Source organism: Vibrio metschnikovii CIP 69.14 (assembly GCF_000176155.1).
Taxonomy (GTDB): Bacteria; Pseudomonadota; Gammaproteobacteria; order Enterobacterales; family Vibrionaceae; genus Vibrio; species Vibrio metschnikovii.
The window spans coordinates 202,986-227,871 of sequence record NZ_ACZO01000007.1; the positions used below are offsets into that span (position 1 = coordinate 202,986).

Annotated in this window: 20 protein-coding genes; 12 read left to right on the forward strand and 8 right to left on the reverse strand. The window is 44.5% G+C overall.

Annotation, left to right across the window (positions count from 1 at the left end):
- Positions 1–367: 367 nt before the first annotated feature.
- On the reverse strand, positions 368–2,809 hold the full coding sequence (locus VIB_RS12695) for an ABC transporter permease (RefSeq protein WP_004396608.1): 2,442 nt from the start codon (positions 2,807–2,809) through the stop codon (positions 368–370).
- Positions 2,806–3,501 (reverse strand): ABC transporter ATP-binding protein, encoded by a 696-nt coding sequence (locus VIB_RS12700; RefSeq protein ID WP_004396609.1) that lies wholly within the window; start codon positions 3,499–3,501, stop codon positions 2,806–2,808. Before VIB_RS12700 ends, VIB_RS12695 begins: the two co-directional genes overlap by 4 nt.
- Here VIB_RS12700 and tesA point away from each other — a divergent pair.
- The 3 genes from tesA to VIB_RS12715 all read left to right on the forward strand — a co-directional run bounded on the left by tesA (position 3,500) and on the right by VIB_RS12715 (position 7,329).
- Complete coding sequence (tesA, locus tag VIB_RS12705; RefSeq protein ID WP_004396610.1) at positions 3,500–4,117, forward strand: multifunctional acyl-CoA thioesterase I/protease I/lysophospholipase L1; 618 nt, start codon at positions 3,500–3,502, stop codon at positions 4,115–4,117. The two genes, VIB_RS12700 and tesA, sit on opposite strands and share 2 nt — an antisense overlap.
- A gap of 154 nt (positions 4,118–4,271) precedes the next feature.
- On the forward strand, positions 4,272–5,468 hold the full coding sequence (fabV, locus tag VIB_RS12710; RefSeq protein ID WP_004396611.1) for an enoyl-ACP reductase FabV: 1,197 nt from the start codon (positions 4,272–4,274) through the stop codon (positions 5,466–5,468).
- 205 nt (positions 5,469–5,673) lie between these two features.
- Positions 5,674–7,329 (forward strand): ABC-ATPase domain-containing protein, encoded by a 1,656-nt coding sequence (locus tag VIB_RS12715; protein WP_004396612.1) that lies wholly within the window; start codon positions 5,674–5,676, stop codon positions 7,327–7,329.
- A gap of 109 nt (positions 7,330–7,438) precedes the next feature.
- Here the strand turns inward: VIB_RS12715 and VIB_RS12720 are convergent, their stop codons facing one another.
- Positions 7,439–8,062: a DNA-J related domain-containing protein gene (locus tag VIB_RS12720; RefSeq protein WP_004396613.1), complete on the reverse strand. Its 624-nt coding sequence runs from the start codon at positions 8,060–8,062 to the stop codon at positions 7,439–7,441.
- Positions 8,063–8,702: 640 nt separating this feature from the next.
- Here VIB_RS12720 and VIB_RS18280 point away from each other — a divergent pair.
- Positions 8,703–8,933: a hypothetical protein gene (locus VIB_RS18280; RefSeq protein WP_040905084.1), complete on the forward strand. Its 231-nt coding sequence runs from the start codon at positions 8,703–8,705 to the stop codon at positions 8,931–8,933.
- Positions 8,934–8,958: 25 nt separating this feature from the next.
- Here the strand turns inward: VIB_RS18280 and VIB_RS12730 are convergent, their stop codons facing one another.
- Entirely contained in the window at positions 8,959–9,660 is a 702-nt protein-coding gene (locus tag VIB_RS12730) for an HAD-IA family hydrolase (RefSeq protein ID WP_004396620.1), read from the reverse strand.
- Positions 9,661–9,960: 300 nt separating this feature from the next.
- Complete coding sequence (locus VIB_RS12735) at positions 9,961–10,494, reverse strand: hypothetical protein (protein WP_244262437.1); 534 nt, start codon at positions 10,492–10,494, stop codon at positions 9,961–9,963.
- Positions 10,495–10,665: 171 nt separating this feature from the next.
- Here VIB_RS12735 and VIB_RS12740 point away from each other — a divergent pair, with 171 nt between their 5' ends.
- The 3 genes from VIB_RS12740 to VIB_RS12750 all read left to right on the forward strand — a co-directional run bounded on the left by VIB_RS12740 (position 10,666) and on the right by VIB_RS12750 (position 14,576).
- Positions 10,666–11,142, forward strand: coding sequence for a CreA family protein (locus VIB_RS12740; RefSeq protein ID WP_040905087.1), 477 nt, complete (start codon positions 10,666–10,668; stop codon positions 11,140–11,142).
- Positions 11,143–11,307: 165 nt separating this feature from the next.
- Positions 11,308–12,612: an inosine/guanosine kinase gene (locus VIB_RS12745; protein WP_004396623.1), complete on the forward strand. Its 1,305-nt coding sequence runs from the start codon at positions 11,308–11,310 to the stop codon at positions 12,610–12,612.
- A gap of 266 nt (positions 12,613–12,878) precedes the next feature.
- A complete protein-coding gene (locus VIB_RS12750) occupies positions 12,879–14,576 on the forward strand; it encodes an EAL domain-containing protein (protein ID WP_004396624.1) in 1,698 nt (565 codons plus the stop codon).
- A gap of 5 nt (positions 14,577–14,581) precedes the next feature.
- Here VIB_RS12750 and VIB_RS12755 read toward each other — a convergent pair whose 3' ends face one another.
- From VIB_RS12755 to VIB_RS12765, 3 genes are all read right to left on the reverse strand, one after another.
- Positions 14,582–15,688 carry a S1 family peptidase gene (locus VIB_RS12755; protein ID WP_004396625.1) on the reverse strand — a complete coding sequence of 369 codons (1,107 nt, stop codon included), beginning with the start codon at positions 15,686–15,688 and terminating at the stop codon, positions 14,582–14,584.
- Positions 15,689–16,033: 345 nt separating this feature from the next.
- Complete coding sequence (gene gcvT / locus VIB_RS12760; RefSeq protein ID WP_004396626.1) at positions 16,034–17,167, reverse strand: glycine cleavage system aminomethyltransferase GcvT; 1,134 nt, start codon at positions 17,165–17,167, stop codon at positions 16,034–16,036.
- A 239-nt stretch (positions 17,168–17,406) separates the two neighbouring features.
- Positions 17,407–18,030, reverse strand: coding sequence for a helix-turn-helix domain-containing protein (locus VIB_RS12765; protein ID WP_004396627.1), 624 nt, complete (start codon positions 18,028–18,030; stop codon positions 17,407–17,409).
- Between the two features lie 324 nt (positions 18,031–18,354).
- On the opposite strand from VIB_RS12765, the gene gcvH reads away from it, so the two are divergent.
- From gcvH to VIB_RS12790, 5 genes are all read left to right on the forward strand, one after another.
- A complete protein-coding gene (gene gcvH / locus VIB_RS12770; protein WP_004396628.1) occupies positions 18,355–18,735 on the forward strand; it encodes a glycine cleavage system protein GcvH in 381 nt (126 codons plus the stop codon).
- A 189-nt stretch (positions 18,736–18,924) separates the two neighbouring features.
- Positions 18,925–21,789, forward strand: a complete 2,865-nt coding sequence (gene gcvP / locus VIB_RS12775; RefSeq protein ID WP_040905090.1) for an aminomethyl-transferring glycine dehydrogenase — start codon at positions 18,925–18,927, stop codon at positions 21,787–21,789.
- 178 nt (positions 21,790–21,967) lie between these two features.
- A complete protein-coding gene (locus VIB_RS12780; RefSeq protein ID WP_004396630.1) occupies positions 21,968–22,204 on the forward strand; it encodes an RNA recognition motif domain-containing protein in 237 nt (78 codons plus the stop codon).
- Positions 22,205–22,516: 312 nt separating this feature from the next.
- Positions 22,517–22,729, forward strand: a complete 213-nt coding sequence (gene cspE / locus VIB_RS12785) for a transcription antiterminator/RNA stability regulator CspE (RefSeq protein WP_004396631.1) — start codon at positions 22,517–22,519, stop codon at positions 22,727–22,729.
- A gap of 390 nt (positions 22,730–23,119) precedes the next feature.
- On the forward strand, positions 23,120–24,859 hold the full coding sequence (locus tag VIB_RS12790) for a formate--tetrahydrofolate ligase (RefSeq protein ID WP_004396632.1): 1,740 nt from the start codon (positions 23,120–23,122) through the stop codon (positions 24,857–24,859).
- The last annotated feature ends 27 nt before the right edge of the window (positions 24,860–24,886 follow it).

Below are 24,886 nucleotides of genomic sequence, written 5' to 3' on the forward strand. Positions count from 1 at the left end.
AAGGTTATGAAAATCACATTTTTCACAAGGTCTTATCGATGTTATACCCAAATGGGTCTCGCTCTCTCCACGATGGACTCAACCGATCATCGGTGAAAGCCATGAGTCGCGAGACCTTCCCTAAATGCACACAGGATAACCGAGGTTTGATGTAACGTGGCACCGTTATCAACTGTGCAAAATTTATCAAAAAAGCCTTGACTGATTATCCGCTTATCTTCAACTGTCGCCCACTGTGAATAACCAATCATCAGTAAGCTTGAGCGGTATTGGCTTAGCATGCTGATCGCTATCCATGACCAATCAAGTTATCCCAACCTTTATCCACCGTTTTTGTGGATAAGTTCTTTACTTACTCAAGATACGATTAACTCAAGGCTCGGTTAATCGGCGTTAACAATCGCTGTAACAAGCTACTAACCACAAGGGCTAAAGTAACAAAGGTCATCACTGGTAGAGCCAACCACATCGAAAAATGCGCCACTGGGGATAAGTCAAACCCCCAATACATGATACTGCCGACAATTACATCGGCACTGATTGCTGCCACCAACCCAGCTATTAACGCCATGACTCCATATTCAGCCCATAAGGTTGCCGTTACTCGACGACGACTCGCTCCAAGCGTACGGTAAAGCTGGATTTCTTGTTGACGTTGACTCAGACTTAAACGCAACAAAGTAAAAATCAGCAAAATACCAGCTAACATACCAAGCGCTGCCAATACCGTAATCGACCAAACGATTTGCGTCAGTAGCTGCTGAATCTTTTCACCCATCGCTCGGATATCCATTAAGCTCACTGTCGGATGCTGGCGAGACAACTCACTGAGCAAGGGTTGGTGATCAGATTCAATCCGAAAGCTCACCATCCAACTGCCTGATACGTTTTGCATCACATCCGGCGAAAATATAAAAAAGAAATTCGGTTTCATTTCGCGCCATTCTACGTGACGAATCGTATTAACGACCGCACTAATGGTTTGACTACTGATCATAAAGCTCAGCGTATCCCCCACTTCAATCCCTAATTCTTGAGCTAGGGATTGTTCAATTGAAACGGCCTGACTGGCTACCCATTGCCCTTCCACAATCGTGTTATAACTCGGTAATGTCTCACCCCAAGTAAAATTGAGCTCACGGCGCAGCGCATTAGGGCCATCTCCATTCTCAATTCTTTCCTGAGCGACTTGACCATTAATATGGGTTAGTCGACCACGAATAATCGGAAACGCCTCGGAGCGTTCAAGACCCGCCTCATCAAGGGCTTGCAAATAAGCGTGCTTTTCATAATCAGCAATATTAATTGCAAAAGCATTCGGTGCATCGGCAGGTAATACTTTTTGCCAATCCGCTAGTAAATCGGTACGCACCAGCCACATCACAGCCAATAACATTAGCGATAACGATAACGCGCCAAACTGCAGCCCTGTAGCAACACTCGAACGATTGATTCGGCTCAATGCTAAACGCATCGCCGTATTCAGCGGTAACAAACCCAATACGCGGATTAACAACATACTGATCACGGCTAAGACAAAAAACAGCCCAAGAATGCCAAATAAGATGATCCACACCAGTTGGTTTTGCCAGTAAACCACCAGCATAGGTACCAATGGTACGGCGAGTAATAGTGTATTCCATAAGCGACGGCGAGCGGCTTTAACGGGCTGTATGACACTGGCAGCGTTAACATTCAGTAGATAACCAAGAGGAATGCCTAATGCGGGTACGGCAATCAAAATACTTGATAACAACGCCACCGCGACAGGTTGAAAACCATAAGTCGGTAGAGGATCAGGCAATAAATCAACCAAAGGTATTCTGAGTAAAAATTCCAATCCAACACCAATCAGAGTACCGCCTATTGCAGCAAAGAGTAGCAACAGTCCAATTTGAATCGTTAACCAACGCACGATCCATTTTTTGCTCGCGCCAAGACTTTTTAACATGGCAATCGTACGTTGGCGCGTCGAAACATAGTGCTGACAGGTTAATACTAACGTCGTCGCCGCCATCATGATCACAATCGCGACGGTTAACGACAAATATTGCTGAGTACGTTCAAAAACTTCATTACTCTGATTTGTGGTTTCTTGATCTCGCCATTCGTCACTTGGTCCGAGTTCGAGCGATGATTTTAATGGCTCGATTTGATGATCCGCACCGAGAATAAATAACCGATATTGAACACGGCTACCCAGTTGAAGGGCCCCCGTCTTCGCTACATCCGCTTGATGAATATAAACCACCGGCATTTGTTGAAAAGGATTAAAACTTAACCCTGGCTCGTCAATAACTCGACCACTGACCTGAAAATCAGCATCCCCCAAAGTAACCGTATCACCTATCTCTACATTAAGTTGAGCAAACACGCGATCGTCTAACCATAACTGGTTGGCTTGCACACGATGAGACAGCTCAACACCATCACTTAGGGTCATTTTGCCAAGTAGTGGATAGGATGAATCCACCGCGCGAACTCCGACCAATTGCATACCATGATCACTGAACGCCATAGTCGCAAAACGCGTCATCTGCGAAGTACTTAACGACTTCTGTTCCGTCAGCGCCAATAAAGAGTCTGGAATAGGATTAGCAGACACATACACGCTGTCGGCGGTAAGCGCGTCTTTCCCCTGTTTGACGACCACTTGTTCCATGCGCTCAGCTAAAGCACTTAATGCAAACAAACAAGCAATAATCAAGGTTAACGCCAACGAAATCGGCCACAACTGACCATGACGAATTTCACTCAAACTCCAACGTAAAAATCGCTGATTCAAAGTAAGGGATGGGCTTGTTTTCACACGCGTTCCTCCAGCTTACCCGCTTGCATGTAAAAACGGCGCTGACAACGTGCTGCCAGTTTAGGATCATGAGTCACCAACACTAGCGTTGTGCCATGTTGTTGATTGAGTTCAAACAGCAAATCAATCACTTTACTGGCCGTTTCTTGATCCAAGTTGCCGGTGGGTTCATCGGCAAACAGCACCTGAGGTTCAACCATAAAAGCCCGAGCAAGGGCCACGCGCTGCTGCTCACCGCCAGACAGTTGATTGGGTGAATGGTGTAAACGGTGCGCAAGACCAACCGAGGTCAATAACGCCTCAGCTCGCGCTCGATTTTCAGGTTCCCCTTTTAAGAGACAAGGTAGAGTGACATTATCGAGCGCCGATAAGCTTGGGATCAGTAAAAAACTCTGGAATACAAACCCAATCGATTGACTGCGGATCGCCGCTCTCGCTTCATCATCGAGTGAAGAGAGTCCCTGCCCAAGTAGATACACTTCGCCTTGTGTTGGCGTATCTAAACCGGCTAATAACGTCATTAGGGTTGATTTACCTGCGCCAGAGCTGCCGACAATCGCTACGCTTTCACCAGCACCGATGGTAAGATTAATATCATGAAGAATGGTCAAGGTCTCCTGTTCAGTGGAGACCACTTTTGAAACCGACTGTACTGAAATTACAGATGGTACTGAGCTAACGGAGCTTTGCATGGCGAAACGACTTCCTTTGTTATTTTTAGGGTTTATTTTTTCTAGCATGATGCTATTTACAACGACGGCAAGCAGTCAAACCTTACTAATTTTGGGTGATAGTTTGAGCGCTGGCTATCAAATGCCGATTGAGCAAGCATGGCCGACCTTACTTGAAAGCCAATTAGCATCACACCACGAGGTTACGATTATTAATGGCAGCATTTCTGGAGATACCACAGGTAACGGGTTAGCGAGACTTCCTGCACTGCTTGAGCAGCATCAACCTCAAACGGTACTGATTACCCTTGGCGCGAATGATGGCTTACGTGGTTTTCCACCTCAAGTAGTAGAAAACAATCTGCGCACAATGATTGAACAAATTAAACAAGCCAATGCACAGTCTGTGTTAATGCAAATTAAAACGCCGCCCAACTATGGTAAACGTTACAGTGACTCATTTGCTGACGTCTACCCTCGCTTAGCTAAAGAGTTTGACCTACCCCTGATCGATTTTTTCCTTGAGCAAGTGATCATCAATCCCGAGTGGATGATGAGCGATGGGCTACACCCAAACTCAGCCGCTCAACCTTGGATCGCTCAATTTATGGCCCAAAAGCTCACGCCGTTACTGTAAATAATCATTCATGACGGCAACATCAGATTGACGATTTAATCACCCTAGCAACCGTAAATTGCCTAAAACTGTCTGATTTAATGGTTCAGCTCAATAAACTTTACCATGCTTTACGTTATTTTATTGGTTCATCCACTGCACACAGGCCATCTTTATGCGCATTGAACCACTCATTCAAGGCATGGTTGCTCGCTCTGCTCATCCCTATGGATGTCAGCAAGCCGTCCTTCAACAAATTCATTACGTAAAATCCGCGCCATCGATCAGTCAAGGCCCTAAGCGGGTGTTGATCTTAGGGGCATCATCTGGCTTTGGACTCGCCGCTCGCATTGCCTTGACCTTTGGTGGTGCAGACGCCGATACCATCGGCGTTTCATTAGAACGCGGACCTTCGAATAAAGGCGTTGGCAGTGCGGGGTTTTATAATAACCATTTCTTTAAACAGTACGCGGAACAAGCGGGACGAGTAGCGATTAATATTAATGGCGACGTTTTTTCGAAAAACATCAGAGACCAAGTGGTGGAAGCGATTGAAACCTATTTTGAAGATGAAGTCGATTTAGTGATTTATAGTATTGCCAGTGGTATGCGCCGCAAAGGCGATAGCGAAGAATTTTGGCATTCCGTCATCAAGCCGATTGGTGACAGTGTTACGGGTGCGACGGTCTCTCTAGAAAATGATCAGTGGCTAGACACCACCTTACCGCCTGCTTCAGAGCAAGAGATTGCAGACACGTTAAAAGTGATGGGCGGCGAAGATTGGGAAAACTGGATCGACACATTGATTAACTACGATTCTTTAGCCCAAGGATGTAAAACCATAGCGTTCTCTTACGTGGGTTCTGAACTGACTCATCCTATCTACCTTGATGGTACATTAGGCCGAGCAAAAGTCGATCTGCACCAAACCAGCCATGCATTAAATTTGAAACTTGCTAATTATGATGGCAACGCTTACGCCGCTGTCTGTAAAGCATTAGTAACAAAAGCCAGTGTGTTTATCCCCGCGTTTACCCCCTATATGCTTGCCTTGTATCGCGTGATGAAACAAAAAGGTACCCACGAAGGGTGTATTGAGCAAATGCAACGTCTATTTAGCGATAAGCTTTATACAGGGAAACCTGTTCCTGTCGACAGTGAGCGATTAGTGCGAGTCGATGAATGGGAATTAGACCCTGATACTCAAGCACAAGTTCAAGATCTGGTTCATCAAATGAATGCCTCTAACTTTATTGAATTGGGTGACTATCAAGGCTTCAAGCAAGAGTTTTTACGCTTAAACGGCTTTGGTTTTGCGGAGATTGACTACCAACAAGACGTCAACCTTTCGCCCTTTATGGACCACATTTAAGAGCGATGGGTGTTCTACCCGGTCAATAAACCTTCATCTCCCCATGATGTATTCATAAGTTTGCGCTTGGGGATGATGGTACTAAACCAGTAAAGCCGTAAACCTTAATAGGTAAAGGTGATGAGAAGATCGGATGATTGCTTTACTCTGTCTATAGCGGTCCCTATAATCGCGCCTTTGTCATTCTCAATAAGTGATACTCGAGATGGATCTATTAATTGCAAACCTGAAAAAACTCGAAAAACAGAACTACCGTGCCTATCAGAAAATTAAGGGCCAGTATGACTTTGGTGATTTTACCCTGTCTATCGATCACGTTCAGTCCGATCCTTACGCATCAGCCTCTCGTTTGCGAGCACAACGTGCTTGGTCACTGACTGGATTAGAGTGGTTAAAAGACTGCTCAGCCACATATCAACAAGCCGCCCGCGACTTTATCGCTCGCCGCTTTGCTGAATTAGCCAAACAAGAAAACAGCTTATCTATCTCATTGACCGGGCAAACCGTACTGGATAGCACCTCCGTTCTGTTTAATCAGCAAGGTATTGAGCTGCGTTTTCGAATCAATTTACCTGCAGAAGGTCGTGATATTCTGGCCAAAAAAGCCATTAATATTTTGACGTTTCATCTACCTAAGTTTATCCGTCGAGCCACCTTAGAGCGTGAACTCGATAAGACTGCATTAATTACTCATTGCCAAGTGGTTGAAGATCAGCAAGCTCTGCGCGATCAGTTATCAGCTAATGGATTGGTTGCTTTTGTTGCTAATGGTAGTGTCTTACCTCGTGTCGCGGGTAACTGCGATCTACCGATGAAAGAAGCGGTTCCTTTTCAAGCGCCAACAACTCTACAGATAACACTCACGACGCCAAACCAAGGCCCGATCACCGGCATGGGAATTCCTAAAGGTATTACCTTAATCGTCGGTGGTGGTTTTCATGGTAAATCAACCTTATTAACCGCATTAGAGCGTTCGATTTACAATCACATCCCTGGGGATGGTCGAGAAGGTATTGTTACCGATCCACAAGCAATGAAAATTCGTGCGGAAGAAGGACGTTGTGTTCACAATTTAAACTTATCAAATTACATCAATCATCTACCTATGGGTAAAAACACCCATGATTTTAGTACTCAAGATGCTTCAGGCTCCACCTCACAAGCCGCTTGGCTACAAGAGTCTATTGAAGCAGGCGCAAGCACTCTGTTGATTGATGAAGATACTTCTGCCACCAACTTTATGATCCGTGATGAAAGAATGCAGGCTTTAGTCGCAAAAGGCGATGAGCCCATCACGCCATTGGTTGATAGAATTGGTCAATTAAGAGATGAACTCGGCATTTCAACCTTGATCGTAATGGGTGGCTCGGGAGATTATTTAGATATCGCAGATACCGTGATTCAAATGCATGATTACCAAGCGATCGACGTTACTGCGAAAGCACAACAAGTGATCCAACAGCATCCAACTTTACGTCGCAATGAGTGTGAAACGCCATTAACCGCTTTCCCACCCCGCTCGTTAAACCGTAGCGCCTTACAAAAAATATTGGCAGAGGGTAAATTTAGAGTGTCTGCTAAAGGCACCAGTTCACTACGCTTTGGTAAAGAATTTGCTGATATCTCGGCACTGGAGCAGTTGGAGTCTTCTGCCGAGATTAACGCTATCGGCTGGCTTTGTTTTCAACTTGCCCAGCAGCCCGGTTGGGCAACTCATCCGGTACAAGAACTAGCAGCGTTATTAGAAGGGGAATGGTACAGCAAGATGCCCAATCAAGGCGATTTGGCTAAACCACGTATTCTAGATGCGATGGCCACCTTAAATCGTCTGCGTAAAGCACAATTTAAAATAGCCGAATAATCCACGCCGCTTAAAGATGGTCATGTTTAATATCCCCAACACACCACGATAACAAACCGTTTCTGTGAGTTGGGGATATTATACAACGACGATAAATACTCAATCTTATCTAATGCTCATGCCTCAAGACATTCCAAGCGGCGCACAAGATTCGAAATTGAGTAGCATTACCATTATCGCGATCCGGGTGCCAACGCAACGCTAATCGACGCCAAGTCTTACGAATTTCAAAAGAAGAGGCATCAGCAGGTAACTCGAATAACCGCAAAGCTTGAGAACGATCGAGGGTTTTAATGTCGTCCCCACCCACAAAACGCTGATAACGGGTCCAAAATTCATTCAGTAACCGCTTCACTTCCCCTTCACTGACTTCATAGTGCTCCCAACGCGAATAATAATCACGCAGTGGATCATCAGGATCTATCGCATAGTGCGAATGACTAAATACTGGCAATAGCGCAATATCCATCGCTTCAACTTGTAACCAGTTTTTCGGATACAACATCTCTTGTAACTGGTATAACGCGTTCATGATCAGAAAGTTTCGCTTAAAAAGATCTTTATCAGCAGCACTATCAAGCACAGGAATTAAGCCCTGCTCGCTAAGATGAGCCGCTAAGGTATGTACCTTCCAACCAGAAGATTGCCGTTTCAAAACTTCTAGGATCGGCCATAACAAAGGGTTTTCCATATAGGTTTGAAAGGTGGTACTCAAAGCCTGTGAATTCGCCATACTCTACTCACGCTACGTTGTCTCATTCCCATTCAAAGCTAAAGCTAGGCATTTGTCGAGTTTCCATCTGCAGCTTAGCGTCAGTTTTTGAACTGGTCTGCGCTTCTCATGTAATTGTTGAATGTAAATCCTCATTTTGCCACTTATCTGGCTTACTGAAGCAGAACAAAAAATCACCTCAACCGATCAATATCACAAATAAAACAGAAAATATGAAACCACTCTCAAAAATGAATCAAAGCCATCTTTATTTACTCAGTGTCGTCACAAAGCCGATTATGCTTAATGCACTATTCCTAAACACTCATGCTTAGAGCGCGGAAAATTGCTGATAATAAAAACCGCCATCTTTGCTGTATACCCAAACGACTTGAAGTTGCAGGGAGGCGGCAAGTGAGTGAATCCCCATGAGCGCAAACTATGTGATTGGGGTGAACGAACGTAGCCAACACCGCGGCAGCTTCAAGTAGGAAGGGTATAGCATCAGATAAGATGAATAGATGACCTAATAAAAGTAACCCCGATACCGCTTGGAATGGTCGAAATAATTTCAAGAATGGAGCGAATGGCGAAGTTTGTCGCAGCTTCAAGGTAAGAGAGGGAAGATGAGCAATTTTTTTCATGCTGCTGAGTAACAATTATGACAACAATAACCCCAAAAATTGATATTGACGCTTGCCCATTATGTCAACATGACGAGTTTTTCATCTCTCAGAATGGCGAAAAGTTTTTTTGCGCACAATGCGGTTTTCATACCCATCAGTTGCCGCAGATCCAACAACAAGTCTTATTAAGTAAACAAGCACCTGTCACACTGGCAGCAACTTATCTCCCCCATCAGTTGCATCCCTTAACCCCAACTCAGCATTGACACGAAAAATGGCAGCATAAAATGCTCAGCGCTTAAGAGCCTGAGCTTGCCTGCTATCGGTTAATGAGTAGTTAAGAAACGCCATTAATTGATCCAAATGATCAAGGGCAATGACATCAGCATGCGATACAGGATGAACAAGTAGCGGTGAACACAGTTGGAACGTCACAACTCCAGCACGGATCCCCGCTTCAACACCTTTCGGTGTATCATCGACGTATACGCAATCCGCTAATGAGAATCCCATACTCATGGCACAGTAGCGCACCAGATCGGGTTCAGGTTTCCAACTATTCGCCTCAAAGGCGGAATAAATGCGCCCACCAGTAAAATAGCGCTCTAGACCCGCTAATCTTAATTCAGCGACCATTTTGTCGTGTGGCGCATTTGAAGCAACACAATATTCAATATTATGCCGTTTGAGCTGCTCTAACAAATTAATCGCACCTGGCATAGGCTTAAGCTCAGTATCAAACAATGAGGTAAGCTCTTGCCGGTAACGAAGTTCTAGTTGATCAATATCAGCACTGATACCTACAAATTGACAGGTATTAACCAGAATATCGGCAATTTTACCACCAGAAAAATGCTGCAAAACATTCTCAAGCGTTAATGAAACACCCAGCTCATTAAACACTCGCACTAGCGCGATACAGCTCAAACGCTCGCTATCAATCAACGTTCCTTCACAATCAAAAATCACACAGCGAATGGTCCGGTTTTTCATGGCTGTCCTTATTATGCTTTGTGATGGCTAACGGCAGTTAAACAATCCCTATGCGATTTAACCTTATCACTCATTGCCGATCATTGATTGATAACCTATAGCGTTAATCATCAACACCAAGGCGACTTCAGGGGAAAGGGATAAGCCCCAAAGTAGTGTATACCGATGAGATAGCACTCGGATGATAGAGTTAACAAAATAAAGGAAAAGACCGACAATAATCCCGTATCTTCAAGCAACATCACGATTCTCTTCTATAGAAGCAAGGTGAATGCAATAACTCAACGACGCCGAAAAGTGTTATGGCTGGGAATGCTCAATATAGATAGAACCGGAGACTAGGTTTTCTTGCTGATATTTAGCCACGACAGCAGAAACAAACTCATCACTAGAGGTAAAGATCGGGTTGTTTTGCATCACCACATCGGAGATAAGCAGTGACGAGCCATCACTGGTCACAATGGCAGCAGCCATCGGTTGAGCGTCAGCAAATCCCAAATATAAGCGGCAAGGCGGCGAATAAATGATCTGCGTGAAAAACTCGACTAATAAAGCTTGTTGGGCCGCTTGCTCACAACGCGTCGCTTGTAATAACGCAAACATAATGGTTAAACGATGAAAGTCCACCAAATAAATGGCCGCTAAATGACTCTCGGCAACGTGATGCTGCGCCGTAAACGCTTCACTGGGTAAGGCTTGATTTAATGTCTGATAAACCGTAAGGCCTTGCAGACTTTCTGGCGTCGGGAACTGGACATCAACCTGGTCATACAGCCATTGATTCTTCGCATCAATCAGCGCTTGCATGTCGTTAGATGAAGATAAATGTGTCATAGTCGTTTCTTCTTTGGCGAGCAATTTTGCCCAAAGCACTTACCCATCGCAGGGTGAAGAGGCAAAGTTAGGATAGGTTCTCAATATTTTTCCTATCATAGCACAGTTATCTACACGCTTTTGTTTTGCTTACTGTTATTATCATGCTCTGTTTTGTCGAGGATCCCAGATATGCTCAAAAAATTAACCATCCTAGCCGTAAGTACTTTATTACTATCCGGCTGTGATCGCTCTGCCGTCGGTGATGTCAGCTTAGGCTTGTTTACCATGAAAGACATTAAACTCCATCATTTAACGGATCCCATCGTTACGGGGGTCACCTGCCACATTGCCAGTATTGAAGCAGATTTGAGCCTAGCCGATCCTTCTGACTCATCAATTTCGTGCCGCCAAACCGGAGAAATTACTGCACAGATGATCGCTAACATCGACAAATCCAAATCTGGTGAGGTCGTGTTTAAAAAATCGAAGAGCATTTTCTTTAAAAGCATGAAAATCCGACGTATTTATGATCCGCAAACGCAAACCTTAATGTATGTGTCTTACTCGACCAAAGAGACTTCAGGTAGCTTTAAGCACAGTCTTTCCACTGTGCCATTGTGGGGCACCGCGGCCTATCAACCACCCGTGGCTCATACGACGCCTTAGAGATAGATAAACTTTAGCGATGGTTTTATCACCAATAAGAGCAACCATCGCAAACAAGCTTGGTTCCTCTCTCCTTAGCGAACCCGTAATAATGTAAATATTATAAATTGTTTCATTTTTTTGTGATAATATCCGCGAAACTTTTCCTTACCAATGACTCTGGACATGAAGTTTCCCGGACAACGCAAATCGAAACACTACTTCCCTATTCACGCCCGTGATCCACTTGTAAACCAAATACAACAAACGCCTAAGCTTCGTCATCCAACTGTGGTTGGTGTTGGGCAAACGATTGTTGATATTGAAGCCAGAGTAGATGATGCTTTTTTAGCCAAATATCAATTAAGCAAAGGCCACTCGCTCGTTTTAGAAGAGAGTCAAGCCGACGCTCTTTACGAAGAACTGATCGAACGCAAACTCATTACTCATCTATACCCTGGCGATACCATTGGTAATACGCTGCACAACTATTCTGTGCTCGCCGATAGTAAATCTGTCTTACTGGGTGTCATGTCTAAAAATATCGAAGTGAGCTCTTACGCCTATCGATATTTATGTCAAACCTCTTCACGCATGAATTTAAACCATCTACAAACGGTGGATGGTCCTATCGGTCGTTGCTATACCTTGATCTCAGAAGATGGCGAACGAACGTTTGCGATTAACGAAGGACATATGAATAAGCTGCGCGCCGAGAGTATTCCTGAAGAAGTCTTTGCTAAAGCTTCTGCATTGGTCGTCTCTTCTTATCTGATGCGCGGTAAAGCCGAAGATCCTATGCCACAAGCGGTACAACGAGCGATCGGATTAGCCAAAGCTCATCATGTGCCAGTGGTATTGACCTTGGGGACAAAATACGTCATCGAAGGTAATCAAACTTGGTGGCAAGAATATCTTAAGCAACATGTCACCGTCTTAGCGATGAATGAAGAAGAAGGGGAAGCCTTAACCGGAGAGAAAGATCCGCTCTTAGCTGCCAATAAAGCGTTAGATTGGGTAGATTTAGTGCTGTGTACTGCTGGCCCTGTTGGATTATACATGGCAGGTTATGTTGATGATTCAGCGAAACGTGATACTGAACTACCGCTACTGCCTGGTAACATTCCTGAGTTTAACCGCTATGAATTTAGCCGCGCGATGCGTAAGGAAGATTGTCAACAGCCGATAAAAGTCTATTCGCATATTGGCCCCTATTTAGGTGGCCCATTAGAAATCAAAAATACCAATGGCGCTGGTGATGGTGCTCTGTCCGCTTTGCTGCATGATATGGCGGCGAACCGCTATCATCAAAACAATGTACCTAACTCAGCAAAACATGCGTTGCCTTATCTAACGTATTCATCTCTTTCGCAGGTTTGCCGTTATGCCAACCGAGTCAGCTATGAAGTTTTAACACAGCACTCACCTCGTCTATCGAGTTCATTACCTGAACGTGAAGACAGTTTAGAAGAAGCGTATTGGGATCGTTAATCTCTCTAACCCACCTTCGTGCATGACATAAAACGATGACTGAAGAGACGTCATCACTTTTGACCACAGCCGGACTCAACCTAGCTGTGGTCAATTTTATCGAATCGAGCAGCATCTTGTTAAACTCAAGAAAACTCATCGAGATTTCCTTAATTATCACAAATTTGACTTATAACTGACTGATAATACACATTGTTAATTGAGCGCTACTGAACGACACGTTATAGTAGGTTACGGATAACAATATTAAGATCAGGTGTACTGGCATGTTGTTGACAGAAGAAAACACTATCGAACCGCCTCATTCACTTCTCAGTCGTCACCAACAGCGTTTGATTCATATCTTCGATATCTTTAGTGAAGGTATTTTCCATATGGACCGATATGGAACCATGACTTTTTATAATCCGAGCTTTTATCAGCAGTTTGGCTTTAATTCGACCACTATTGGTTTAGATGATTGGCTAGCGTTGGTCCACCCACTCGATAGAATACCGCTAGAACAACGAGTGGATGGTCATCTTCATCAAGAAGGTCGCGTCACCACCGAATATCGCGCAAGAACAGTGGATGGACGTTATGTTTGGCTGCTTGGTACTGCAGTAACTAACGTTGACGATGGTGAAATGTTTATGGTCGGCAGTCATCGAGATATTTCTGAACAAAAAAAGATGACGTCTTTTCTGCAACAAGCCGCGTTTTATGATGTAGTTTCCGGCATGCCGAATACCACAAAATTATTACGAGATATTGATGATGCCAAACGTACCTCACCGCCAGCAACACTCATTTATATTCAAATTGAAGATATTAAATCCTACCTGAATCAATACAGCGCTGAAGTCATTCAACATATTCTTCATCATATGCACAATGCTTTAAGTAATCTGATTCATCACCACTCGACACTGTATCGCGTACGTTCCGACGATTTTGCAATTTTATTACGCGAACCTGTGTCAGATCAAGATTTACCTCTATTGTGTCAATCGATTCTTGAGCGTTACTCTCACTCTGCTCAAGAGCAAGGTCACCTATTGGGTGACCGAATGAACATTGGTGTTTTGCCGCATTTTTCTGAGCAGTTAAGCGCCGTACAAATCCTCAACATTGCGGCACAAACCTGTCAGTACGCAGGTGAGAAAAGTCGATCACGAATCGAGATTTACGCTGGAAAAACTCAGCATACGGTGGATCGCTACTTTTTTATTGAACGTGGTTTAAAAGAAGCCTTATGTCATCACTCTTTATCGGTTAAATTTCAACCCATTATTCATGCGCAAACTGGTAAAGTCGCCAGTTTCGAAGCTTTAGTTCGTTGGCGATCGTCAGAGTTTGGTGAGATCTATCCAGATGAGTTTATTCCGGTAGCGGAAAAAAAGGGACTGATCACCGAGTTAGGCTATCAAGTCTTTGAAAAAGCTTGTCAGTTTATTCATCGTTACCATGTTCAACATGGTTCAAGTACGCGAGTGAACGTCAATGTGTCTGTTTTGCAACTACTCAACAGTAATTTTCCTGCCAATATCAAAATGATGGCTGATGCCGCTGGCGTCTGCCCTTCATCCATCGTGCTCGAGCTGACCGAAACCGTGATATTGGATGGTAACCGACATGCTTTAAATCAACTGAATACGCTCAGTAAGATGGGTTTTCAGCTGTCATTGGATGATTTTGGCGCTGGCTTAAGTTCAATTTATAGCTTCTTTGATTTGCCCCTAAATCAGATCAAAATTGATCGAACGATGGCTTTGAAAACACTCACGAATACCGCCTCTGAAGAGTATTTGCGATTTATTGTCCAGCTATGCCGCTCAAGAGGCATGGATATTGTGATTGAAGGGATAGAAAACAGTGCAATGCAGCAAAAATTTTGCCAAATGGGTGTCAACTATCTACAAGGTTACTGGTTCTCGAAACCTCTTTCTTTAGCCACCGCCAGCCGCTATACCCTACTCAATTAAACGTATCACTTCCTCTTTTGCTGATAACGTGCGTACCCTAAAAGCAATAGTACAGCGCTGATCAAGCCATCAATAGCACCACCTCCCGAAGCGTTCGGCGACGCAATACTCCCCGAGTCTGTAGCAATCGGTGAAGGAGAAACCGATGAATTACCACTCCCCGCTAAAAATGCTAAACGCGCTTCTTCTGTAACGATATAGTTGGCCGTCAATTGTCCATTCAATACTTGATCTATCCATTGACGATAGCCATAAATCTCCGTAAATACCGAGGTAACCTGTGATTGTGAGAAACCTACGCCACATTCCGCTGGGCCAAAACTTGTGATGCCCACTTGCACTAAATGACCGGCATTATTCCAGTAGATAGGACCTCCCGAATCCCCTTGACAAGTCCCATTAGCAAGACGGCTATCAGGATTAATGCCGTCCCCTTTAAAGCAGAGGTGATGGGGATTTAACGCTAACGCGAATGGCGTAATATCTAACTGACAACGAGCATTAGACACATACTGCATAGTGGTAAACAGTAATCGGTCATCTTCATCAAATCCTGATCGCGTATTACCGTGACCTACCGCTTCAAAAATACTGTCATTATCGTCATCATCATTGCCATTAAATCCAAGTCGATAAGCTTGGCTCGTCGGTCGATTAACAAACCCTTGCCCATTTAGCCCTCGTTCTAAACGGATTATCGCGATATCGTTCGCCCATAATGAGTTAACGGAATCGTCGTAATTGGGATGATAGAAAAACGCTTCACCACGTACTGTGGTGATATTACCGTTAGGAAAATCCGATTCATTATCGACTTGGGTCGCCACGGTAAATAGTAGCCACGGAATATCTAACTTTCCTCTTCCATCAAACAAACAGTGCGCTGCAGTTAATACGTGTCGATCGTCAAGCAAAGTTCCACCACAAAAACTCGCCGCACTGTAGCGGCGATCATATTCAATACGATCATAAAATAAGCTAACGAATGAAGGATAAGTGGTAATCGTCGTCGGTTTACCATTAACGATACGTGATGTCAGCTCAGCAAAAACCATGGGGCTCATCGATAGCGTGAGGCATAAAATAACCATTTGAATGGGGTTCTTTATCATAAACACCTCATATATCTAGCTAAGTAAGATAATTAAAGTGTAGTTCTAGATAGCGGAATCAACCTAAAAAACTTGATGCCGCAAGTAAATAGTACGCCCATCAACCTAAATAAACAGAGGTCAATAATAGGATTAGAATCGGCGAACTGATCCAACCTAATTAGCGATTCAAATTGTAAGAAGGAAAGAGAAAAGAAAACCATTAGACTCGTGGTATTTTGCAAACAATTACCGAGTGAGTCATTGAAAAATTGAGGCGTTTGAGCGAAGAGAAAAAGAATAAAGCAGCATGGTCGCGCTGCTCTATTCTTAACATTAACCGAGAAGAGATAAGTCAATAATTCGCTATCCTCGATAATAGCGTTGTGGGACGAATGGCATCTTCTCAATCGTCATCGGCAGCATTTTACCACGGACTTCAGCAAACAACTCATGACCTATCACCGCCAGATCCGCTCGAACATACCCCATTGAAATAGGCTGCTCTGCTGTCGGCCCAACGGTTCCACTGGTAACGATACCCACTTTATTACCATCAGAATCGAACAACTCTGTTCCTTCCCGAACAGGCGCTTTAGTTTGGCCCACTAATCCCACTCGCTTACGATCAACCTGTTTGCTCTCTATCTGTTTAAGAATGATTTCAGCACCGGGAAACCCTCCAGCCCGTTCGCCACCGATCCGGCGCACGGGTTGTATCGCCCAAAGCAGACTGGCTTCTACTGGCGTGGTGGTTTCATCCAAATCATGACCATACAAACACAGGCCACACTCTAAACGTAGCGAATCACGAGCTCCAAGGCCTATCCACTCCACATCGGGATGTTCCGCTAATGCTTGTGCAAACGCGACAGCTTTATCAGCAGGTACGGAGATTTCAAAGCCGTCTTCTCCTGTATACCCACTACGACTGACAATGCATTCAATGCCGTTGATCGCTAAAGTTTGGATATCCATAAAACGCATATCTGCTACCGCAGGTTGCCACTGAGCCAATATCTGAGCCGCCTTTGGACCTTGCAGAGCAAGTAGTGCTCTGTCTTCAATGACTTCCAAGTGGACCCCAGCAGGTAAATGCGCGGTTAAATGGGCTATATCCTGTGCTTTACAGGCTGCATTAACCACTAAAAAAAGATGATCGCCTAAGTTGGCCACCATCAAATCATCTAAAATACCACCTTGTGGATTGGTGAAAATCGCATAACGCTGCTTACCAACCGGTAAATCGATGACATCAACCGGAACTAAACGCTCTAAAGCCGCCGCCGCATCAACACCATGCAAACGCAATTGTCCCATGTGTGAAACATCAAACAATCCAGCCGCTTGACGCGTATGTAAATGCTCTTTTTTAACACCGAGCGGGTATTGAACCGGCATATCATACCCAGCAAAAGGGACCATTTTTGCGCCTAATTCAACGTGCACAGCATGCAAAGGAGTAGTCAGTAGCGAATTTGAGTGGGGTTGTTGCGTCATTGTTTTCTCCATGTGGCGAGTTGCCGATCAAGCCGCCAGTTGATTGAGCGCTCTCTTGATAGCCATATCATCACGCTCAAGTGTTTGGCTTAAGTTTCCAATAATAAACAAGAAAAACAAGCATGCGCTTATTTTGATTGCCGAACAAGTTGCAGCCAAGACACGCTGCGAGAATTAACACTTAGATCACAATTTACTTATCCGTCTTTGCAACAAAATGGCTTCAACCGACAGGTCCGTTACTTTGCCGTAACCCATAAAATCAAGGCGTCTTGCTCACTAACAGACACTAACATATGCCCCATCGTCGCATCATAATAGACACTATCGCCTTCGCTAAGAGGCACTGGCTCATAAAACTCACTATAGAACAGCACTTCACCGCTCAAAATCAGCAGGAACTCTTCGCCGTCGTGCCTTACCCAATCGGGATAATCGCTAAAATCTCGAGCGCGGATGGTGCTTTTGAACGGCATCATTTTTTTATTGGTCAACTGTGTTGCCAATAGCTCATGTTCATAAGTAGGCGTTGGATGTGGTTTCCCTAGCCCGCTACGGGTAATATCTCGACGGCCAGTAGCGATAATTTTCTTTGGTGGGTCAAAGAGTTGAGGCATATCGATTTGCAATCCATGCGCGAGTTTTTGCATCGCTTGGAAGGTCGGCGAAATCTGCTCGTTCTCTATTTTACTTAAGGTAGAGCGAGCCAATCCCGTTCTCTGACTCGCCTCTTCTAGGGTAATTCCCAAATTCGCTCTAACTTGCTTAATGCGTGGCCCTAATTTAAGTGGCTCGATGTTTTCTGAGCGATCTTCTTTAGCTAATGTCATGGATGGATACTCATCATGAATGGGCTCTGTCATGCTTCTTATCCTGTAGTGAACCGCTATCAATAAGTATCATTGTGCATCAAGCCTGACACAGAAAAAAGAGTCACTCGCAAGTAAAGCGTGCTTTAAGTAGCAAAAACAGCACTCTTGTTTCCTATAGGAAATTTTTAATTGATTGTTGATTTGGCAAGGGGTATGTTACCAACATGTTAGCCAAGCAATCGTTTGGTTCAATGACGCTCAATACCCTCAAAAAGAACAGATTGGCTCAATTCAGTGAGCAAGCACACAAAAGTTCTTTTTGAACTATTGCACACTCGCTCGGCGAGCGTTCGCTACCAATTTGGAGAAAAAACAATGGATAAAACACTGAAGTTTACTGATAGCCATGAATGGGTGCGTGATAACGGCGACGGTACCGTCACGATTGGAATTTCAGAACATGCCCAAGCGATGCTGGGTGATGTGGTGTTTGTTGAGTTGCCCGAGCTAGAGAGTGAATTTGACGCAGGAGATAATTTTTCCTTGGTTGAATCGGTCAAAGCAGCATCTGACATTTATGCTCCAGTATCGGGCATGGTTATCGAAATTAACGAAGAACTATCCGATCGCCCAGAGCTGATCAATGAAGAACCTTATGACTCTGGCTGGATTGTTAAAATTAAAATGTCCGATGCTTCTGAACTCGATGATCTTAAAGATGCCGATGAATATCTGACGTTGATTGAAGAAGATTAATTGATCAACAAGCTGCCACCTAATGGGCTAAAGCCACCTGATATGGTGAAGACCAAGGCAGCTTTTCATCATAATTCTTATTCACGACAACCCATTGATATCAATTATCCGTCAACGCTTATCGGTATAATTAGCGTTATCGAACATGATGGTAAGCCATACTACAGCTCTATCTATAGGTAAGGGAAAATGACCGAGTTACTGCACCGCCTAAGCACACAAAACGAATTTATTGCACGCCATAACGGACCACGCGTCAATGATCAACAGACCATGTTAGCCACTATTCAGGCTTCGAGTCTTGATGCGCTAATTAACGAAACCGTCCCCGCTAATATTCGCTTAGAAGCCGCCCTTGATATTGGTGAGCCGCAAAGTGAAACCAACATGCTCGCGACGCTGAAAACCTTTGCTCAACAAAACCAGATTAAGCGTACTTTTATTGGTCAAGGTTACTACAATACGTTTACGCCTCACGTTATTTTACGCAATGTACTCGAAAATCCTGGTTGGTACACGGCTTATACTCCTTATCAACCTGAAATCTCTCAAGGTCGCTTAGAGTCGCTGCTTAACTATCAACAGATGATCATCGACTTAACGGGTATGGAGATCGCAAACGCCTCATTATTAGATGAAGCGACAGCGGCCGCAGAAGCCATGGCGTTATGCCATCGCGCTGGTAAAAGCAAAAGTAACGTCTTTTTTGTCGCGGACGATGTCCATCCACAGACTATTGAAGTCATCAAAACCCGAGCTGGCTTCCTTGGTTTTGAAGTGAATGTCGCGCCTATCGAGAGTTTGGCGGAGCAAGAAGTGTTTGGCGCATTACTGCAATACCCAAATACTCGCGGTGAAGTGCGCGATTTGACTGCCATCATCGAAAAAGCACATCACAATAAAACTTTAGTCACCGTCGCCACTGATTTGCTGGCCAGTGTACTGCTTAAACCGGCCGGAGAAATGGGTGCTGATGTCGTGATTGGTTCAGCACAGCGCTTTGGCGTACCAATGGGCTATGGTGGTCCACATGCCGCATTCATGGCCACTCGTGACGCCCATAAGCGCACCATGCCAGGTCGCGTGATTGGGGTTTCCATCGATGCCAAAGGCAATCAAGCGTTGCGTATGGCGATGCAAACTCGTGAGCAGCATATTCGCCGTGAAAAAGCCACCTCAAATATTTGTACCGCACAGGCACTACTGGCGAATATGGCCGCTTTCTACGCGGTGTACCATGGTCCTGAAGGCCTTAAAACCATCGCTCGTAGAACCCATCATTTAACAGCGATTCTTGCCGCCGGTTTAACCAAAGCGGGCTATGAGTTAGATCATCATAGCTTTTTTGATACGTTAACCATCAACACTGGTTCGGCAACAGAAAAGCTTTATCAGCAAGCGCAACTAGCCGGAATGAATCTACGTAAATCGGCGCAGCAAATTGGTATTAGCTTGGATGAAACGACGACGGTTGAAGATATCAAAGCCCTATTTGATGTTTTTGACGTTAACGAAACGATTGACGATTTATCGACCGCCATTGCTGACAATGAATTTGCCGCGATTCCTGAATCTTGCCGCCGCCAATCAAGCTTCCTTACTCATCCTGTGTTCAACACGCATCATAGCGAAACGCAAATGCTGCGCTATATGAAGAAACTGGAAAATAAAGATTTCTCTTTGGCTCACGGTATGATTCCACTTGGCAGCTGCACCATGAAGCTTAATGCCACCGCTGAAATGATCCCAGTCACTTGGCCAGAATTTGGCGCATTACACCCCTTCGCCCCCAAAGAACAAGCGCAAGGTTACGCAGCATTAGCCAAAGATCTAAAACAAAAATTATGCGAAATCACCGGTTATGATGCCTTTTCACTGCAACCAAACTCTGGCGCATCTGGTGAATACGCGGGTCTGATTGCTATTCAGCGTTATCACCAAAGCCGTGGTGAAGGACACCGCGATGTCTGTTTAATCCCAAGTTCGGCTCATGGTACTAACCCTGCGACCGCTTCCATGTTATCGATGAAAGTGGTGGTTGTGAAATGCGATAATAATGGTAACGTTGATCTGACTGATCTAGCGGCGAAAATCGATAAACATCGAGCGAACCTGTCTGCGATTATGATCACCTATCCTTCGACTCATGGTGTCTATGAAGAACAAGTACGCCAAGTGTGTGAAATGGTGCACCAAGCTGGCGGCCAAGTGTATCTCGATGGCGCCAATATGAATGCACAAGTTGGCCTCACCTCTCCCGGTTTTATTGGTTCAGATGTATCGCACCTTAACCTACATAAAACCTTCTGTATTCCACACGGTGGCGGTGGTCCAGGTATGGGCCCTATTGGAGTAAAATCTCATTTAGCTCCGTTCTTACCTGGGCATATTGAAGGCGGTATCGAAGGCACAGAATATGCCGTCTCTGCTGCGGATTTAGGCAGTGCCTCCATTTTGCCTATTTCGTGGGCTTATATCACCATGATGGGAGCAACGGGATTAGAGCAAGCAACCAAGCTGGCGATTCTTAATGCCAACTATATTATGGAGCGCCTGCGTCCGCACTACTCTGTTTTATATCGTGGTCATAATGGTCGAGTAGCCCATGAGTGCATTATCGATATTCGTCCATTAAAAGAGCAAAGCGGCATCAGTGAAGAAGATATCGCTAAGCGCTTAATGGATTATGGCTTCCATGCGCCAACTATGTCGTTCCCGGTTGCGGGTACACTGATGGTTGAACCAACCGAATCTGAAAGCTTAGCTGAAATCGATCGTTTCTGTGAGGCGATGATCGCTATTCGCCAAGAGATAAACAAAGTGCAAACTGGCGAGTGGCCATTAGAAGATAACCCACTAGTCAATGCGCCGCACACGCAAGTCGATTTAACCGTTGAGCAATGGTCACATCCTTATTCTCGCGAAATCGCTTGTTTCCCATCAGAGCACAGCAAAACCACCAAGTACTGGCCAACCGTCAATCGCGTCGACAACGTCTATGGCGATCGTAATCTGGTCTGTACCTGTCCAAGCATTGATAATTACGAAGAGTAATAAACCGTGACGGTCACTCGTCCCTAGTTCTGTGCTAATTTGAAAAATCAATGGCGAGCTTAATGGCTCGCCTTTTATCCTCTCTTATCAAGACAAACACTGTTAACACAAAGATTTCCTTGGTTTCACCTTGAGAAACTGAGACAATACAGCGTCAATTCCTACAAGATTATTATTCATGAAACTGTTAGTTAGAAATTTATCCCGTACTACCACCGAACAAGACATCCGCGTTTTATTCTCCGCTTTTGGTGAAGTAAAAGCATGCAATCTAGTACTGGACCAAATCACAGGTCACTCAAAAGGCTTTGCATTTGTCGAAATGCCAAATCTCGAAGAAGCCAAACAAGCCATCGCGAATCTCAATTTAAGCGATGTCCATAAAAGCAAGATTCGTGTTAAAAAAGCCGATTAAGCGTTTTTTACACAGCGTATACACAAGATATTAGGCGTTAAGCATACACCCTAACTCTTTGTTATTCATACACAAGCTCCCTAAAAACAATCAGACATGAAAAATAGTTCTCGCTATTTAGGATTCTGTGTGTATAGTTAAAGTTGGCTCTTACAGAAGAGTTGTTAATGTAAATTCAGTGTAAGTTTTGTTTTATACAAGTCGCGAAACCTTTCGTTAAACCTGTGTCAACTTCACCTAGATAGACCATTCAATAGCTTGCGTTATCAGCCAAAATTCATTCTATTAAATTTAAGATATTTAGAGGTAACTATGTCTGGTAAAACGACTGGTACAGTAAAATGGTTCAACGAAACTAAAGGTTTCGGTTTCATTTCTCAAGACAACGGCGGTAAAGACGTGTTTGTTCACTTCAACTCCATTGTCTCTGATGGCTTCAAAACATTAGCTGAAGGTCAAAAAGTAAGCTTTAATGTTGAAGAAGGCAAAAAAGGTCCGCAAGCGACTGAAGTAACGCCTCTGTAAGCTAAATTTCAAAACGCAGTGCTCTGCACTGCGTTTTACTTCCCCCCTGCACTCTCGTTTATCCTCCGCTTATTGCAGTCTCACTTTATTAGGAAATCTATGTCTAGAAGATCGACCAGACAACGTCAATGGTACAAATTGTCTCGCAAGAAAGAAGCTTTTTATAGCAACAAATAACTCTCCTTTGTCTTAATCTATTGCCTGTTATCCATGGCTCTGCTTAACCATCATACCTCCGATTAGCCTGCTGACATCATTAGTTCGTCAGCATGTAACGGAAGGCTGAGATGTCTCTTTTTACTATCAATCTCCTTTACAAGCATTTTTTACACGTTACTATCGCAGCAAAATGGTCTTCTTCACCCTATTTAGCCTTACTACGAGGGTTTTATGCTGTCAGATAGTGAGATTTGCCGTACAACTCCCCTACAAAACATTGAGCTCATCGCTAAAAAAGCTGGCTTATTGACTGATGAATTTCACAGCCAAGGCTCTTATAAAGCCAAAGTTTCATTACATTGCTTACAACGCCTTAAAAATGTCTCTTCAGGAAAATTGATCTTAGTTACGGCCATTACTCCTACGCCACTTGGCGAAGGTAAAACGGTGAACACGATAGGCTTAGCACAAGGCCTTGCGCACTTAAATAAATCCGTTATCGCTTGTATCCGTCAACCCTCCATGGGACCGATTTTTGGTGTCAAAGGCGGAGCGGCAGGTGGTGGCTATTCACAAGTTGCACCGATGGAAGAGCTCAACTTACATCTTACCGGTGATATTCATGCCGTAACTTCGGCGCATAACTTAGCCGCAGCAGCGATTGATGCCCGTCTATACCACGAAACTCGTCTTGGTTACGAAAATTTCTCCACACAGACAGGGTTACCTGCACTGCGAATCGATCCTAAACGTATTGTTTGGAAACGAGTGGTCGATCATAACGATCGCGCCCTGCGTTACATCACTGTCGGCCGTAATCCTGAAGGCCAAACAACGAACGGCATTGAACGAGAAGACGGCTTTGATATTTCCGCCGCTTCTGAATTGATGGCGATTTTAGCGCTGGCGAAAAACTTAGCCGATTTACGTCGCCGACTTGGTCAGATTATTCTCGCTTATGATCTCGATGGACAAGCGATCACCGCCGAAGATCTCAAGGTCGCGGGGGCTATGGCGGTTTGTATGAAAGACGCGATAATGCCAACGTTAATGCAAACCTTGGAGGGCGTTCCAACCCTCATTCACGCGGGTCCCTTTGCCAACATTGCCCATGGTAATTCATCGATTATTGCTGATGAGATTGCCAGTAAGCTAGCGGATTATGCCGTGACAGAGGCTGGTTTTGGCTCTGATATGGGCTTTGAAAAAGCGTGTAATATTAAAGCCAATGTAGCTAATAGAGCCCCAGATTGTGCCGTTATCGTCGCAACTTTACGTGGAATTAAAGCTAATTCAGGGCTATTTGATCTGAAGCAAATAGACAGTCAGTTACTTTTTCAGCCCGACGACGCGGCACTGACCGCCGGCTTCACCAACTTACAATGGCATATTGATAATGTGAATCGCTATGGTATTCCAGCCGTGGTGGCCATCAATCGTTTTCCACAAGATAGCGAAGAAGAGCTTCAGCAACTACTTAGTTTGATTAAACGTCTACCTAATGATGTCAAAGTCGCCGTTTCAGATGCCTTTTCTCAAGGAGGGTATGGCGCACTAGACCTTGCCCAGCAAGTCATCGCTCAATGCCAAAAAGCCACACATTTTAAACCTCTTTATCAAGCGCAAGATTCACTGCTCAATAAGCTCACTGCGGTTGCGAAAAGTTATGGCGCAACGACCATCGAGCTTAGTGCACTGGCTAAGCAACAACTGGCCGAATTAGAAACGCTACCTTGTCAGCATTTCTCCGTTTGTTTGGCTAAAAATCCGATGTCTCTCACCGGAGATCCAGCCATTAAGGGTGCGCCCAAAGCCTTTACTCTCACCATTAGAGAGTTAAAACTATGTGCTGGTGCGGAATTCATTTATGCCTTATGTGGCAACGTGCTTACCATGCCCGGACTTCCAGCAAAACCCAGTTTTATGGCAATTGATCTCGATGATGATGGCAACATCATTGGTTTGAGTTAACCAATAACATGATCAGCAAAAGCAATT